The organism is Rheinheimera sp. EpRS3 (genome assembly GCF_001513785.1).
Lineage (GTDB): Bacteria > Pseudomonadota > Gammaproteobacteria > Enterobacterales > Alteromonadaceae > Alishewanella.
The window spans coordinates 951,639-966,612 of sequence record NZ_LNQS01000001.1; the positions used below are offsets into that span (position 1 = coordinate 951,639).

A 14,974-nucleotide genomic window follows, 5' to 3' on the forward strand; every position below is an offset into this window, starting at 1 on the left:
TTTTGTGGAGTTATCGTGGATAAGCAGTTTAAGGTAAAACTTATTGTACGCCGGGTTAATGCGCTGGCTTCTTTGAGCTGGTTTAAACAAAGCTGGGCTATTTTTATGCAGGCGCCACTGGTGTGGGTTTTGATGTTTATCACGCTGGGCGTGGTGGCTATGCTTAGCCAGTTACATCCGCTAACCGCTATTGTGGGTATTTTACTCAACCCGTTTTTAACCGCAGGCGTGTATAAAAGTGTTGTGGCAGTGCAGCAAAAACAGAGTATTCAGTTTGTTAATTTATTTCAGCCGCTACAGGAAACCGCATGCCGCGCTGTATTTATCCGTATTGCAGCGCTGAATATGCTGGCGTCAATTCCGCTTAGTGTACTGGCGGCTGAGTTGTTAGAGCAGCATCAACAGCAAGCTGTCAGCGGCGCTCTAATGCTGCTGTTTGTTATTGGTTTTCTGCTGACCTGGATGGTATTTGCTTATGCGGTAGCCATTGCGTACTTTTTGCAGGAGCGCAGGCTACTGGCTATTATGCAAGCCAGCTTTATTGCCTGCTGGCGTAATATTACCGCGCTGGTGGTGTTTGGCCTCTTGAGTATGGGGTTGATAATGCTTACCATGCCAACGCTGTTTATTGGTTTATTGCTGGTGATACCACTGCTGAATATCGCATTCTTCTTATCGTTTAATGAGTTCTTTGCGCTGCAGGTTAAACCCACTGATGAAGCCGTGCTGGAAGTGTAACCTTGGCCGATATTGCTGATTTAAAACGCATGGCGCTGAGTTGGTTAAGCCGGCGCGACTACAGCGAAGCGCAGCTAAGCCAGCGCTTAAGCCGCCAGGGCGGTGAAGCTGGCGATATTGCAAAGGTCATTGCCTGGTGTAAAGCCGAAAACTACCTTGATCAGCAGCGTTTTATCAGTATGTTAGTGCGTAGCCGGGTAAATAAAGGCTATGGCCTGGGCTATATAGTGCAGGAATGCCGTCAGCAAAACATCAGCCGTGAGCAGGTATTGCAATGTGTAGCAGAACTGGAAATAGATTGGTTTGCGCTGGCGCAGCAGCTGTACCAAAAGAAATACGGCCAAAGCACGGTAACCGAATATAAAGACAAGTTTAAACGCATGGCGTATATGCAGCGCCGTGGTTTTAGTAACGAACAAATTCAATTTGCCATTAATCAAACAGAGTAAAACCCAAGCGGACAGGATTTTTCCATGACTATGACATCGGCCAGTATCAGGCGCGCCTTTTTAGATTATTTTGCCAGCAAACAGCACCAGGTGGTGGCCAGCAGCTCGCTGATCCCGGGTAACGATGCCACTTTACTGTTTACCAATGCCGGTATGGTGCAGTTTAAAGACGTATTTCTCGGCCAGGACCCGCGCAGCTACAATCGGGCCGTATCAGCCCAGCGCTGTGTGCGCGCCGGTGGTAAACATAACGATCTGGAAAACGTCGGTTATACCGCCCGCCACCATACCTTTTTTGAAATGCTGGGTAACTTCAGTTTTGGCGATTATTTTAAACAGGAAGCCATCGCCTATGCCTGGGAGTTTTTAACCGACGTGGTTAAGCTGCCCAAAGAAAAACTCTGGGTTACCGTGTATGAAACCGACGATGAAGCTTACGACATCTGGTTAAAACAAGTGGGTGTGCCGGCTGAGCGGATTATCCGGATTGGCGATAACAAAGGCGCGCCTTATGCGTCAGATAACTTCTGGGCCATGGGTGATACCGGCCCTTGCGGCCCTTGTACCGAGATTTTTTATGATCACGGCGCGCACATCTGGGGCGGCCCACCGGGTTCGCCGGAAGAAGATGGCGACCGTTATATCGAGATCTGGAACATCGTGTTTATGCAGTTTAACCGCCACAGTGATGGCCGGATGGAAAAACTGCCAAAACCCAGTGTTGATACCGGCATGGGGCTGGAGCGTATAGCCGCTATTTTGCAGCACGTACACAGTAACTATGAAATTGACACCTTTGTTGCCCTGATTAAAGCGGCCGCAGATGCCACCGGGGCAACTGATTTGACCGATAAGTCATTACGCGTAGTAGCTGACCATATTCGCAGTTGTGCTTTTTTAATTGTTGACGGTGTACAGCCTTCCAATGAGGGCCGCGGTTATGTACTGCGCCGTATTGTGCGCCGTGCTGTGCGCCATGGTAATAAGCTGGGCGCTAAAGGTGCGTTTTTCTATCAGCTGGTGGCGGCCTTAGTGGCACAGATGGGCGAAGCCTATCCTGAGCTGGTGGCAAAACAAGCGGTAGTGGAAAAAGTACTGAAGCTGGAAGAAGAACAGTTTGGTAAAACGTTGGAGCGTGGTCTGACAATACTGGAAGACGCCCTGACCGGCTTAACCGGCACTGAGCTGCCAGGCGAGCTGGTATTTAAGCTGTACGACACTTACGGTTTCCCGGCTGATTTAACCAACGACGTTGCCCGTGAGCGTAACCTGACAATTGATCAGGCCGGTTTTGATGCCGCTATGGCGCAGCAGCGCAAACGCGCGCAGCAGGCGTCTAATTTTGGTGCAGATTACAACGCCACCTTAACCTCAAGCCAGCAAACTACCTTTACCGGCTACGAGCAGGAGTTTGGTAATGCGGTAGTAGTAGAAATACTGCGCGATGGCCAGGCAGTAGACAGCCTTAGCGATGGCGATCAGGCATTGGTTATTCTGGATAAAACGCCGTTTTATGCTGAATCCGGCGGCCAGATGGGGGATAGCGGCAGCTTAACGCTGGCTAGTGGCGCGGTGTTTACCGTACAAGACACCATTAAGCTGGCCAAAGCTTTCGCGCATAAAGGCCATATAAGCGGCGCTTTAACGGTCGGCGATAAAGTTGATGCACAGATAGACAGTGTGCGCCGCAGCGCTATTAAACAAAACCACTCTGCTACGCACTTATTGCATGCGGCACTGCGTAAAGTACTGGGTGAGCATGTAACGCAAAAAGGCTCGCTGGTTGGCCCCGATCGGCTGCGGTTTGATTTCAGCCATTTTGAAGCGGTAAAAGCAGAAGAGCTGCGCAGCATTGAACAGCTGGTTAACGAGCAAATTCAGCAGAATCATGCGTTACAAACCCGGTTAATGCCAATTGACCAGGCTAAAGCTGCCGGTGCTATGGCGCTGTTTGGCGAAAAATATGATGATGAAGTGCGCGTGCTAAGCATGGGCGAATTTTCGATTGAACTGTGTGGTGGTACGCACGTTACGCGCACCGGTGATATTGGCTTGTGCAAAATAGTGTCTGAAAGCGGCATCGCCTCCGGTGTACGCCGGATTGAAGCCGTTAGCGGTGCCGGTGCTGTGGCTTTTGTGCAGCAACTGGAGCAGCAGGCGCAAAGTGTGGCCAGCGCGCTGAAAGGCGATGTATTCAGCATTAGCGAGCGGGTGCAGCAAACGCTGGAACGCAGTAAAGGGCTGGAAAAAGAAATCGAGCAGCTAAAAGCCAAACTGGCCAGCCATGCCGGAGCCTCCTTGTTGGATCAGGCGCAGCAAATAGCAGGCGCTACTGTGCTGGTAGCACAACTACCGGCCACAGATCCCAAAGCACTACGTACTATGCTTGATGAGCTAAAAAATAAGCTTAGCTCGGGCATTATTTTGCTGGCGACAGTAAATGATGACAAGATCAGCCTGATTGCCGGTGTGACTGCCGATTTGACTGCCAAAGTACATGCCGGCCAGTTGGTTGGTTGGGCCGCTGAGCAGTTAGGTGGTAAAGGTGGCGGCAGACCTGATATGGCACAAGCAGGTGGTGCAGATGTTGCCGCATTGCCGAAGGTGCTGAATGAGGCAAAAGCGAACATCGCGGCAAAACTAAGCTAAACTGCTTGAATTGTTGTAAAGAAGGGCGCTTGCGCCTTTCTTTGCTGATCTTGCCGCAGCGTGCAGCCGTATCAGGGCAAAATGGTTATCTGCCGTGAATCGACTTCGGAATATCGAATATCTGCCGTAGCAGAACGGCAAATTGCTACAATACTGCTGTTTTGCAGCAAAATTGCTGAGCGCATATATCATTAATTTAATCTGCTGCCTTTTAATAGGTCAGTCAGCTGAGTTATGATACTTCGCTTTAGCGTATACACCGGTGTGAGTCACGCTGGGTTAAAGGAACAAGGAGCAAACGAATGCTAATTCTTACTCGTCGTGTTGGTGAGACACTGATGATCGGTGATGAAGTAACAGTAACGGTGCTGGGTGTGAAAGGTAATCAGGTGCGTATTGGTGTTAATGCACCAAAAGAAGTATCTGTGCACCGTGAAGAGATTTATATGCGTATACAGGCCGAGAAAGGTTCACCTGATACAAATTATGGTGACGACGACTAACAACCCAGCTATACCCGTTGATTGCCGACGAATTCTGCCGATTTTGTACGTTTTATGACTCATTTCCGGTGAATTGCTTAAAAGGTCGGCAAACGCACTTTTCAGTTCTAAAAATTGTTTGACTTATTTTCCTGAGACATTAATATACACGCCGCAACACAGAGCGGAGAAATGGCCGAGTGGCTGAAGGCGCACCCCTGCTAAGGGTGTATAGGGGAAACTCTATCGAGGGTTCGAATCCCTCTTTCTCCGCCATTTTTTGTCAGACGGACGCATAGCTCAGCTGGATAGAGTACTCGGCTACGAACCGAGCGGTCGGAGGTTCGAATCCTCCTGCGTCCACCATCTGATTTGGGAAGCATCGTGCACTGTGCTTTAAAATAATTGTGCTGTAATAGTTACACCCTGGACGCATAGCTCAGCTGGATAGAGTACTCGGCTACGAACCGAGCGGTCGGAGGTTCGAATCCTCCTGCGTCCACCATATACGAAGAACCCGCTACGGCTAACGCCTTAGCGGGTTTTTTAATTCTGGCACGATGCAACTTGACGCAGGCGGGTGAGAAGCTCCGCAAGGTTCGACCAATTTGCCTGGAGCAAATTGGCGCAGCGCTAGCTGGCCCGCAGGGCAGGCGGCAGGATAGCCGCCTGCAATCCTCCTGCGTCCACCATCTACGAAGAACCCGCTACGGTTAACGCCTTAGCGGTTTTTTTTTATTTCAATTTCTGTAATTCTGTTATGCCAATTTATAGCTGCAGTAATTTTCATCTGGTTGTCATAATGTTTGGCCAGGCTTTGGCAAACAGCAGGAGTTTTTATGAAACCAGTATTGTTTTGTTTAGCCGTGCTACTGATTGGTTGTCAGTCACTTAGTAGCCCTGAATCGGACGCGAAGCAGCAGGTGTCACCCGGCCCAAGGCCGCTGTATTTGTCAAACGCTTTACCCGATGGCGAGTTAAAGCAGCGTCTGCAGGCGTGTAAAACGCAGCCTTTTTACCGGCATGACTTTTCAATTGGCCATCGCGGTGCGCCGCTGATGTTTGCTGAACACAGTAAGCAATCGTACCAGGCTGCGATAGATATGGGCGCTGGCATAGTGGAATGCGATGTGGCCTTTACAGCCGACCAGCAACTGGTATGCCGGCATGCACAATGTGATTTACACCAGACCACCGACATTTTGCTACGGCCGGAACTGGCAGCAAAATGCACTGCGCCTTTTAGCCCGGCAGAAGCAGCAAGTGGCAAAACAGCCAGTGCTCAGTGTTGTACCAGTGATATTACTGCAGAGGAATTTAGCGGGCTTTGTGCCAAAATGGATGGCGTAAATGCTCAGGCGCATAATGTTGAAGATTACGTACAGGGTACGCCAGGTTGGCGTACCGATTTATATAGCCAGTGCGCCCAGCCGATGACACATAAAGAATCGGTAGCACTGTTTAAACAGCACGGTGTAAAGATGACACCTGAGCTAAAACAGCCAGAAGTCACGATGCCGTTTAACGGCCAGTACAGCCAGCAACACTATGCGCAGCAACTGGTTGATGAATATAAAGCTGCTGGTGTGGCACCTTCGCAGGTGTACCTGCAATCGTTTAATCTGCAGGATATTTTGTACTGGCTGGAGCATGAGCCCGAGTTTGGCCGCCAGGCCGTATGGCTGGATGGCCGTTATGAGCAACCGCAGTTTGACCCGATGCAAAGCGACAGTTGGCAACCGTCGATGGCAGAGCTTAAAGCCAGTGGGCTGAATATTATTGCTCCACCGCTGTGGATGCTGGTGACCGAGCAAAATGGCAACATAGTGCCAACGCCTTATGCCATTGCCGCAAAGGCCGCAGGGCTTAAGATTATTGCCTGGAGTCTGGAGCGTTCACCCCCGCTGATACAGGGCGCTGACTGGTATTATAAATCGCTGCCTGCACTGGCCAGCAACGATGGGGTTATTTTGCAGCTGTTACATGTGTTGGCACAGGATGTCGGTGTTATGGGGGTATTTTCTGACTGGCCGGCTACTACCACTTTTTATGCGAATTGTCTGTTAGATAACGTCAACACGCCCTAATATTTACCTACTTTATCTGTATTGGCTGCATCGCTAAGTGCTTGTGATTATGCTATAAATTGTGTCCGAATTTATATGGTTTTCGCTCAGGCAGAGTTCAGCTTTATTTTGCTAGAACCATGTCACCGCGTTATAACAGGTAAGCCTGACACGTGATGATATCTGATATTGCAGCAGTACCTTTATCACCACCGGCAGCGCAGCAACCGTCGCAGGGCGAGCTGGCATTATGCCGGCATTGTGATTTGGTTCAGGTAATGCCTGAGTTGGCACCGGGGGAAGAAGCCTGCTGCTCCCGCTGTGGCCTGCATCTGGACGCGCGTCATCCGCAACCGGTATTACGGCCGGTGCTGTATGCCGGTAGCGCATTATTTATGTTACTGCTGGCCAATTTTTTCCCCTTTGTCAGCATGTTTGCTGCCGGCAACAGCAACGAGATGAGTTTTTTCGATACGTCCTCGGTATTGTTCTCTGAGCATCATCAATGGCTGGCTATTCTGATCTGGTTGTTAATTCAGGCGGTGCCTGCTACCTGCATGTTGGCGGTGTTGTACTTGAAATTGGGTATGTTATATTCGCTGCCGGCCCGTACCTGGGTGGCTCGGGTGCTATACATGCTAAAGCCGTGGAGCATGGTCGATATTTTTCTAATGGGGCTGATTATCAGTTTTGTTAAGCTGGTGGCTGATGCCGATATTTCACTTGGGCCGAGTTTTTGGGCTTTTTGTCTGTTTTGCCTGCTGCATTTACGCACTTTTCAGGTAATTGACCGGCGCGAGCTGTGGTCGAAAATTGCACCTTGTCCGCCGCCGCAGGTTGCCGCTCATGCCGGCAAAACCGGGCTACAGCAAAATTTAAAGCTGTGCCAGGTGTGTACCGCTATTATCCCGATTACCCAAACGCATTGCAGCCGTTGCCATACTAAGGTGCGGTTACGCCACCGCAGCAGTGTGCAAAACACCTTAGCATTGTTAATCGCAGCGACCTTGCTGTATATACCGGCGAATTTAATGCCGATAATGCGTACTGTGTCTTTTGGTGAAACCATTGATTCTACTATTATCAGTGGCCTGATATTAATGTGGCAGGATGGCGCTTACCCGGTCGCCATTATTATACTGATCGCCAGTGTCATAGTGCCGGTAGCTAAAATACTGATTATGTTTTGGTTGTGCTATTTAACCCGTTTGCCGTTTTCACGCCGCCAGCGCCATTCCAGCCAGATTTACCGTTTGGTTGACTGGGTAGGACGCTGGTCTATGGTGGATGTATTGGTTGTCGCCATTATGGCGGCATTGGTACGGTTTGATTTATTAATGAGTGTATATCCCGGTGTCGGGGCTTTAGTGTTTGCTGCAGTGGTGATCCTGACCATGCTGGCGGCACTGAGTTTTGACCCCAGATTACTATGGGACCCATTGCCCGAACAAGAGGAAGCCCGTTTTGACGCAACAACATAGTGCACAGGTAAGCCGGATAAAACAGTGGTCGCCAATCTGGGTAGTGCCAATAGCGGCGGTGCTGATAGGTATCTGGATGTTGTATAACCATTATCAGCAGCAAGGTGCTTTACTAACCTTATTAACGGCTGACGCTGAAGGTATTGTCGCGGGGAAAACCCAAATCAAAAGCCGCAGTGTCGATGTAGGTCAGGTGGCGTCGGTTGAGCTTAGCGATGATTTAAAGCAAGTTATCATTAAAGCGCGGATGAAGCCCAATGTTAGCCCGTTGCTAAATACTGGTTCACAGTTTTGGGTGGTAAAGCCACAGGTTGGCCGCGGCGGCATTACCGGGCTCAATACCCTGTTGTCGGGTGTGTATATAGAGCTGCAACCAGGCGATGCGCAAAAAGAGCAGCTTGAGTACCCCTTGCTGGATGCGCCACCCATTGCTCCGGCCGATGCACCAGGCGTGCGGGTGGTGTTAAGTACAGCCGACAGCGGTGGCCTTGCCGTTGGCGATCCGGTGTTATATCGCGGTTATGAGGTTGGCACCGTAGAAGACAGTGAATTTGATCTGGCGCTGCGCCGTACACAATATCAGTTATATATCCGCGCACCTTTTGATGTACTGGTATCAGAGAATGTGCGTTTCTGGCTTAGCAGTGGCTTTTCTGTAGATTTGTCGGCTGAAGGCCTACAGGTTGATGTTGGCTCTGCCACGACCTTGCTCAGTGGCGGCGTCAGCTTTGATTTAATGCAGGGCTGGCCTGCCGGTGGAGCGGTTGAGAATGGCAGCGAATTTCAGCTGTTTCCGAATAAACAAAGTATTCAGGAAGGTTTGTACAGTGAATTTGTTGAATATCTGCTATTTTTTGAAGAATCAGTGCGGGGTTTAAAAACCGGAGCACCGGTAGAATACCGTGGAGTGCGGGTGGGTACGGTTACCAGCGTGCCATTCTTTTTTTCTATCGACAAACCGTTTGAGGTATCGCTGCAACAGGGTATACCGGTGCTTATTCGCATTGAAGCCGGGCGGTTATATGAGAACCTTAGCTTAGCGCAACTGCGTCAGGAGCTGGAGAAGGCGGTACAACAAGGTATGCATGCGACATTAAAAACCGGCAACCTGTTAACCGGCGCGCTCTATATTGATCTGGATATCAACCAGGATACGGTAATAGATGTTGAGCAACAGGCCATGCAGGCACAGCAACTGGCGCTAAGCCAGAGTGCTGGTTACCCGATGCTGCCAACTGCCCGTAGCGGCTTAAGTAATATTGAACAAAAAGTCCTGATGGCGCTGGATAAAATTAATAATCTGCCGGTTGAACAGTTGCTGGTGCAAAGTGAACAAACTATGCAAAGTACCGAGGTGTTGCTGCAAAACGCCAACAAAATGGTTACTCAGCTTGATGCGTTGGTGTCCAGCCCTCAGGTGCAACAGTTACCGGCACAGTTGCAGCAAAGCCTGCAGGATCTACAGCAGATGCTGGCCGGGTTAAGTCCGGGGTCAGTGGCTTACGACAGACTCAATGGCAACCTGCAAACATTAGATCAGGTACTGCGTGAGCTGCAACCGGTATTACATACGTTAAATCAGCAAAGTAATGCTCTGGTGTTTGAAGCTGATACTCCTACTGATCCTGAACCGAAGAGGGCAAAACAATGAGGTATATTACAGCGGCGCTGTTTTTACTGTTAACGGGTTGTTCCAGTCAGCCTGCCAGCAGCTATTATCAGTTGCCCGCGGCGCCGGTAATGGCAGGTAGTGCAGAAGCTGAAGCGAAATCTCTTTATGTTGAGCCGGTGCAGGTAGCCAGCTACCTCAATGGCCGTGGCCTGGTGCTGCAGCTATCTGACGTTGAAATGATAACAGCACGCCAACACTTGTGGGCAGAGGCGCTGGATCAGCAATTGCAGCGTCAGCTGCGCGACAGAATAGTTGCGCAAGCTTCGGGTTATACTGCAGTGCTGCAGGCCCGGCCCGACACCGTGCGTGTTTCTGTGCAGTTGGATCAGTTTCATGGCCTGGCTGATGGCCATGCCATTGTCAGTGGCCGCTTTGCGGTCAGTGCCCAGTCAGGCTCACAACCATTTAATATTCGTATCGCGTTAGCCGATGATGGCTATCCTGCTTTGGTGCAAGCGCTGGGGCAGGCAGTGCAACAGCTTAGCCAACAAATCAGCCGGCAACTTGCTGGAGCAGCATAATTCACAGTTGCTTATTACCCTGGCGTGGTAAGCAACTGCTATCAATTGTTTTCAGATGGCTAGACATTTGAATGTCTTTACGTGTAGTGTAGTAATGTTATGCAAATTGTTAGCATAAATAGCAGCTATCACTGAGTTTTATTTAGCGTACTAAAGTTAACTGCGCATAATGCTGGGTCGGCCACAGAAAACCAGGCTGAGCCGGCAGTGTTCAACTATTCTGACTATACCTGTGTTTTGTCAGCAAGGTGCAGCCAACTGAAGGAGAAACGGCTATGGTCGCAGAATTATTATGGGAAGCCGCAAGCCTGATGTTAATTGGCATGGTGGCAGTGTTTGCATTCTTATTATTGCTGGTGTTTGTCGTACAGATAATAAGCAGCGTTATGCAGCGTTATTTCCCGGTAAAACCAACCGATAAAACTGCCAGAGCAGAGAGTGGCAGCAATGGCCCAAGCCCGGCAGTTATTGCCGCTATTTCAGGTGCTATACATCAATATCGCCAACAACAATAAGAGGACTCAGGCATGAGCAAGCCATTATTACTTACTGAACTTGTGCTGCGTGACGCGCACCAGTCATTACTGGCAACCCGGTTACGGCTGGACGATATGCTGCCTATTGCAGCCAAGCTGGATAAAGTGGGCTATTGGTCAATGGAATCCTGGGGCGGCGCTACCTTTGATGCCTGTATCCGTTATCTTGGTGAAGACCCCTGGCATCGTATCCGCGAATTAAAAAAAGCCATGCCTAATACCAAACAGCAAATGCTGTTGCGTGGGCAAAATTTATTAGGCTACCGCCACTATGCTGATGACGTAGTAACAGCCTTTGTTGAACGTGCGCATGAAAATGGTGTTGATGTGTTTCGTATTTTCGACGCCATGAACGACATCCGAAACCTGCAAACCGCAGTTCAGGCCGCTATTAAAGTGGGGGCTCATGCCCAGGGCACTATCTCTTACACGGTTAGCCCGGTACACACTATTGATATGTGGGTAGATATGGCGCGGCAACTGGAAGACATGGGTTGTCATTCGGTATGCATTAAAGACATGGCCGGTTTGCTTAAACCCTACGAGTGTGAAGAGCTGGTTACCCGAATTAAAGAAGCCACCAAAATTCCATTAGCCATGCAATGCCACGCCACTACAGGTTTAAGCACAGCCACTTACCAAAAAGCGATAGACGCTGGCATTGATATGCTGGACACCGCGATATCGTCAATGAGTATGACTTATGGTCATAGTGCTACTGAAACCATGGTCGCGATTGTGGAAGGGACCGAGCGCGACACCGGGCTGAATTTAGAACTGTTGGCTGAGATTGCCGCTTATTTTCGTGATGTGCGGAAAAAATATGCTCAGTTTGAAGGTTCATTAAAAGGCGTGGATGCCCGTATTTTACTGGCGCAGGTGCCAGGTGGCATGCTAACCAATATGGAAAGCCAGCTAAAAGAGCAGGGCGCACTCGATAAGCTGGATGCCGTGCTAAAAGAAATTCCCCATGTGCGCGAAGATCTGGGGTTCTTACCGCTGGTTACGCCAACATCACAAATTGTCGGCACCCAGGCGGTGTTAAACGTGCTTACCGGTGAGCGCTATAAAAGTATTACCAAAGAAACCGCCGGCGTTTTAAAAGGCGAATATGGCGCTACGCCAGCGCCGATGAATGTAGAGCTGCAGGCACGTGTATTGGCAGGCGCCAAAGCCATTACCTGCCGTCCGGCTGATTTGCTGCAGCCAGAGCTCGATAAACTGCAGGAAGAACTTAGCAGCCTGGCGAAAAGCGAGAATATCCGTCTGGCAGATCAACAGATTGATGATGTGCTGACCTATGCGTTATTTCCACAGGTAGGCTTAAAGTTTTTGAAAAACCGTGACAACCCGGCGGCGTTTGAACCGGCGCCAGAGACTGAAAGTGCTGATAGCAAAAAGCCAGCCAGCAAAGCCAAGACAGTGCAGAGTGGCCCTGCCAGCTACAGCGTGCGGGTTGATGGCAAGGTATATGAAGTTGAGGTGGCACCAACCGGTGAGCTGAGCTCAGTTAAACCCGTTGTGTCAGAAAATATCCCCGGCAGCGCCTCTGTTACCGGCAGTGCAACGTTAAACGCACCACTGGCGGGTAATATCTGGAAAATTGTCACCAAAGTTGGCGCAGAGGTGAAGCGCGGTGATGTGGTGATTATTATGGAAGCAATGAAAATGGAAACCGAAGTGCGGGCAGTGTCTGACGGTACTGTAGTCAATATTCATGTTGCGGCCGGTGATGCAGTGAGCACTGGCGATGTGCTGATCAGCTTTGACTAAACTGAACTGAGGAATTTTCATGGACGCTGTTGCAACCTTAATTGCTTCTACCGGTTTAGTGCATTTTACCGCCGGGCAGGTAGTAATGATGCTGGTCGGTTTTTTATTACTCTATCTGGCTATTGCGCGGGGCTTTGAACCCCTGTTGCTGTTACCTATTGGCTTTGGCGCTGTACTGACAAATATTCCGCTGGCCGGTATGGGTGAGCCGGGTGGTTTGCTGTATATGATCTACGAAGTGGGTATTGGCACCGGTATTTTTCCGTTGCTGATTTTTATGGGCGTTGGTGCATTAACAGATTTTGGCGCCTTAATTGCTAACCCCAGAATGCTGTTATTAGGTGCGGCAGCGCAGTTTGGTATTTTTGCTACCTTATTAGGTGCTGTTGCGCTAAATGCAGTACCAGGTTTGAGTTTTACCATGAAAGAAGCCTCTGCCATTGCCATTATTGGTGGTGCAGATGGCCCTACTGCCATTTTTCTTGCCTCAAGGCTGGCGCCTGATCTACTTGGCGCCATTGCAGTAGCGGCCTATTCTTATATGGCGCTAGTACCTATTATTCAGCCGCCGATTATGCGGGCTTTAACCACTAAGGCCGAGCGCAATATCCAGATGGTGCAATTGCGTACTGTCAGTAAGAAAGAAAAGATTATTTTTCCGCTGGCGGTCCTACTGCTGACTATTTTATTGCTGCCAAGTGCTGCGCCGCTGATTGGTATGTTCTGTCTGGGCAATCTGATGCGTGAATCCGGCGTGGTAGACCGCTTAAGTAAAACAGCCCAAAACGAGCTGATTAATATTGTGACCATTTTCCTCGGCCTTGCTGTAGGGTCCAGGCTTAGTGCGGATAAGTTCTTAACGCTGCAAACACTGGGCATTCTGGTGTTGGGCGCGGTTGCCTTTGCTATAGGCACAGCGTCGGGCGTTATTATGGCAAAGATTATGGCTAAGTTTTCCAAGCAGCCAATTAACCCGTTAATTGGTGCGGCTGGTGTATCTGCGGTGCCAATGGCAGCGCGGGTGGTAAACAAGGTAGGGTTAGAAGCCAACCCGCACAACTTCTTACTGATGCATGCGATGGGGCCTAATGTGGCAGGTGTAATAGGCTCTGCCGTTGCAGCTGGTATTTTATTGGCACTGGTTGGTTAGGATAGCGCAGATAAAAAAAGCCCGGTTTTTGACCGGGCTTTTTTAATGGGGCTTTTTAATGGTTATCAGATTAAGGTGCTGCGGTGGCGTCAGCTGCAGTTTTCGCCAGTAACACCCGCTCTTTAGTCGCCAGCTGTGCAATTATTTGCTGTGCTTGCTGGCTGAACAGTTGTTTTTCCTGGCCTTGCAGCGGTGTAGCTTGCGGCAACTTAACTGTTCTGGGGTTACGGTGCACACCAGACACTAAGAATTCATAATGTAAATGCGCGCCGGTAACGCGGCCAGTGGCACCTAAGCGGCCAATGGCTTCACCTTGACGCACTTTAGCGCCATTCGCGACCAAACGCTTGGATAAGTGCAGGTATTTAGTGACGATATTATTCGCATGCTGGATAAATACATAATGGCCGTTCAGTTTATTGTAGGCTGAGGCAATCACCCGGCCGTCACCTGCTGCCATTATTGGCGTACCTACCGGCGCCACGTAATCTACGCCATTATGGGCGCGTACAGTGCCCAGCACAGGGTGCAGGCGGCGTGGGTTAAAGTTTGAGCTAACATACTGAAAGCTGACCGGTGCGCGTAAAAACGCCTGGCGCATACTGGCACCATCGGGTTTGTAGTAGTTACCATCGGTATGGCGTACGGCCTGATACACATGCCCCTGGTTCTGGAACTGGGCAGCAACAATATTGCCGTTACTGATAAATTCACCATCAACATATTGGGTTTCGTACAGCACACTGAAGCTGTCGCCACCGCGGATATCCAGACCAAAGTCGATATCCCAGCCGAAAATACCGGCCAGACTCATAATTTGTGCTTCGCTCAGGCCTGCTTCTATGCCTGCGCTCCAAAAATTGCTACGTATTTCTGCACTGGCAAACTGGCTACGCAGCTCAACTTCTTTTTTCAGCTCTTCTGCAATAAAACTGCCGTCGCTGTTACGGCTAACACGCAAGGTGGTTAAGTGGTTCAGCGCATAACGCAGTTCCTGTAACTCACCGTTTTCGTTTAAACCAAATTCAAGTTGTTCGCCCGGGAACAGCCGGGTCAGGGTTTTTACACTATTGCCCAGTGCCAGAACGTCCAGCATAACCTGTTGGCTGATATTAGCTTTTTTGAACAAAGCTGACAGCGCATCACCTTTCTGTACCTGCAGTACCGACCAGTTTAACGACAGATCTTCTTCCGGCAGGGCAGGTAACTCAGAGATAGCTTGCTCAAGGGTTAAATCTTCCGCGCTTTGCGGAATATCCAGGCTGTAGCGTTTACCTATTTCCAGGCTTTCGCTTTTACTGCCTTTAGACGCAGAGGCTTGTTCTGATGGCAGTAATAAAATAATGGATAAGAACACCGAAGTGGCGACAATTAAGACGCGGTGTTGTTTGGGTATTTTGGTTACTAATTGGCGCATAATACTTGTCTTGGCTCAGGAAATGCACAAAAACCGAGCA

General features: G+C 49.7%; 12 protein-coding genes and 3 tRNA genes. 14 read left to right on the forward strand and 1 reads right to left on the reverse strand.

Annotated elements, in window-relative coordinates; all coding sequences use genetic code 11:
- Positions 1-15: 15 nt before the first annotated feature.
- The 14 genes from AR688_RS04115 (at position 16) to AR688_RS04180 (ending at position 13,517) form a co-directional block, all read left to right on the forward strand.
- Positions 16-738 carry a hypothetical protein gene (locus AR688_RS04115; RefSeq protein WP_231731949.1) on the forward strand — a complete coding sequence of 241 codons (723 nt, stop codon included), beginning with the start codon at positions 16-18 and terminating at the stop codon, positions 736-738.
- Between the two features lie 2 nt (positions 739-740).
- The gene (locus AR688_RS04120; RefSeq protein ID WP_231731951.1) at positions 741-1,187 is read left to right on the forward strand and encodes a regulatory protein RecX; all 447 of its coding nucleotides are present in this window, start codon (positions 741-743) and stop codon (positions 1,185-1,187) included.
- 30 nt (positions 1,188-1,217) lie between these two features.
- A complete protein-coding gene (gene alaS, locus AR688_RS04125) occupies positions 1,218-3,836 on the forward strand; it encodes an alanine--tRNA ligase (RefSeq protein WP_442965986.1) in 2,619 nt (872 codons plus the stop codon).
- A gap of 302 nt (positions 3,837-4,138) precedes the next feature.
- A complete protein-coding gene (gene csrA / locus AR688_RS04130; RefSeq protein ID WP_068229500.1) occupies positions 4,139-4,339 on the forward strand; it encodes a carbon storage regulator CsrA in 201 nt (66 codons plus the stop codon).
- 165 nt (positions 4,340-4,504) lie between these two features.
- Positions 4,505-4,594: transfer RNA gene (locus tag AR688_RS04135), tRNA-Ser, on the forward strand.
- A 13-nt stretch (positions 4,595-4,607) separates the two neighbouring features.
- A tRNA-Arg gene (locus AR688_RS04140) sits at positions 4,608-4,684 on the forward strand.
- A gap of 62 nt (positions 4,685-4,746) precedes the next feature.
- Positions 4,747-4,823: transfer RNA gene (locus AR688_RS04145), tRNA-Arg, on the forward strand.
- A gap of 334 nt (positions 4,824-5,157) precedes the next feature.
- Complete coding sequence (locus tag AR688_RS04150) at positions 5,158-6,405, forward strand: glycerophosphodiester phosphodiesterase family protein (protein ID WP_068229502.1); 1,248 nt, start codon at positions 5,158-5,160, stop codon at positions 6,403-6,405.
- 155 nt (positions 6,406-6,560) lie between these two features.
- Positions 6,561-7,865 carry a PqiA/YebS family transporter subunit gene (locus AR688_RS04155; protein WP_068229504.1) on the forward strand — a complete coding sequence of 435 codons (1,305 nt, stop codon included), beginning with the start codon at positions 6,561-6,563 and terminating at the stop codon, positions 7,863-7,865.
- Positions 7,849-9,516: an intermembrane transport protein PqiB gene (gene pqiB, locus AR688_RS04160; protein WP_068229508.1), complete on the forward strand. Its 1,668-nt coding sequence runs from the start codon at positions 7,849-7,851 to the stop codon at positions 9,514-9,516. The genes AR688_RS04155 and pqiB overlap by 17 nt, the downstream gene beginning before the upstream one ends.
- On the forward strand, positions 9,513-10,058 hold the full coding sequence (locus AR688_RS04165) for a PqiC family protein (protein ID WP_068229511.1): 546 nt from the start codon (positions 9,513-9,515) through the stop codon (positions 10,056-10,058). Before pqiB ends, AR688_RS04165 begins: the two co-directional genes overlap by 4 nt.
- 275 nt (positions 10,059-10,333) lie before the next feature.
- The gene (locus AR688_RS04170) at positions 10,334-10,573 is read left to right on the forward strand and encodes an OadG family protein (protein WP_068229514.1); all 240 of its coding nucleotides are present in this window, start codon (positions 10,334-10,336) and stop codon (positions 10,571-10,573) included.
- A gap of 12 nt (positions 10,574-10,585) precedes the next feature.
- Positions 10,586-12,367 (forward strand): sodium-extruding oxaloacetate decarboxylase subunit alpha, encoded by a 1,782-nt coding sequence (gene oadA / locus AR688_RS04175; protein ID WP_068229517.1) that lies wholly within the window; start codon positions 10,586-10,588, stop codon positions 12,365-12,367.
- Between the two features lie 19 nt (positions 12,368-12,386).
- Positions 12,387-13,517: a sodium ion-translocating decarboxylase subunit beta gene (locus AR688_RS04180; RefSeq protein ID WP_068229518.1), complete on the forward strand. Its 1,131-nt coding sequence runs from the start codon at positions 12,387-12,389 to the stop codon at positions 13,515-13,517.
- 70 nt (positions 13,518-13,587) lie between these two features.
- Here the strand turns inward: AR688_RS04180 and AR688_RS04185 are convergent, their stop codons facing one another.
- Complete coding sequence (locus AR688_RS04185) at positions 13,588-14,934, reverse strand: peptidoglycan DD-metalloendopeptidase family protein (protein ID WP_068229519.1); 1,347 nt, start codon at positions 14,932-14,934, stop codon at positions 13,588-13,590.
- Between the last annotated feature and the right edge of the window lie 40 nt (positions 14,935-14,974).

What these genes read in the sequence shown, in the direction of transcription:
- alaS (WP_442965986.1), top strand. Translation starts at nt 1,218, where the DNA reads ATGACATCGGCCAGTATCAGGCGCGCCTTTTTAGATTATTTTGCCAGC.
- csrA (WP_068229500.1), top strand. Translation starts at nt 4,139, where the DNA reads ATGCTAATTCTTACTCGTCGTGTTGGTGAGACACTGATGATCGGTGAT.
- AR688_RS04150 (WP_068229502.1), top strand. Translation starts at nt 5,158, where the DNA reads ATGAAACCAGTATTGTTTTGTTTAGCCGTGCTACTGATTGGTTGTCAG.
- AR688_RS04155 (WP_068229504.1), top strand. Translation starts at nt 6,561, where the DNA reads ATGATATCTGATATTGCAGCAGTACCTTTATCACCACCGGCAGCGCAG.
- AR688_RS04165 (WP_068229511.1), top strand. Translation starts at nt 9,513, where the DNA reads ATGAGGTATATTACAGCGGCGCTGTTTTTACTGTTAACGGGTTGTTCC.
- AR688_RS04170 (WP_068229514.1), top strand. Translation starts at nt 10,334, where the DNA reads ATGGTCGCAGAATTATTATGGGAAGCCGCAAGCCTGATGTTAATTGGC.
- oadA (WP_068229517.1), top strand. Translation starts at nt 10,586, where the DNA reads ATGAGCAAGCCATTATTACTTACTGAACTTGTGCTGCGTGACGCGCAC.
- AR688_RS04180 (WP_068229518.1), top strand. Translation starts at nt 12,387, where the DNA reads ATGGACGCTGTTGCAACCTTAATTGCTTCTACCGGTTTAGTGCATTTT.
- AR688_RS04185 (WP_068229519.1), bottom strand. Translation starts at nt 14,934, where the DNA reads ATGCGCCAATTAGTAACCAAAATACCCAAACAACACCGCGTCTTAATT.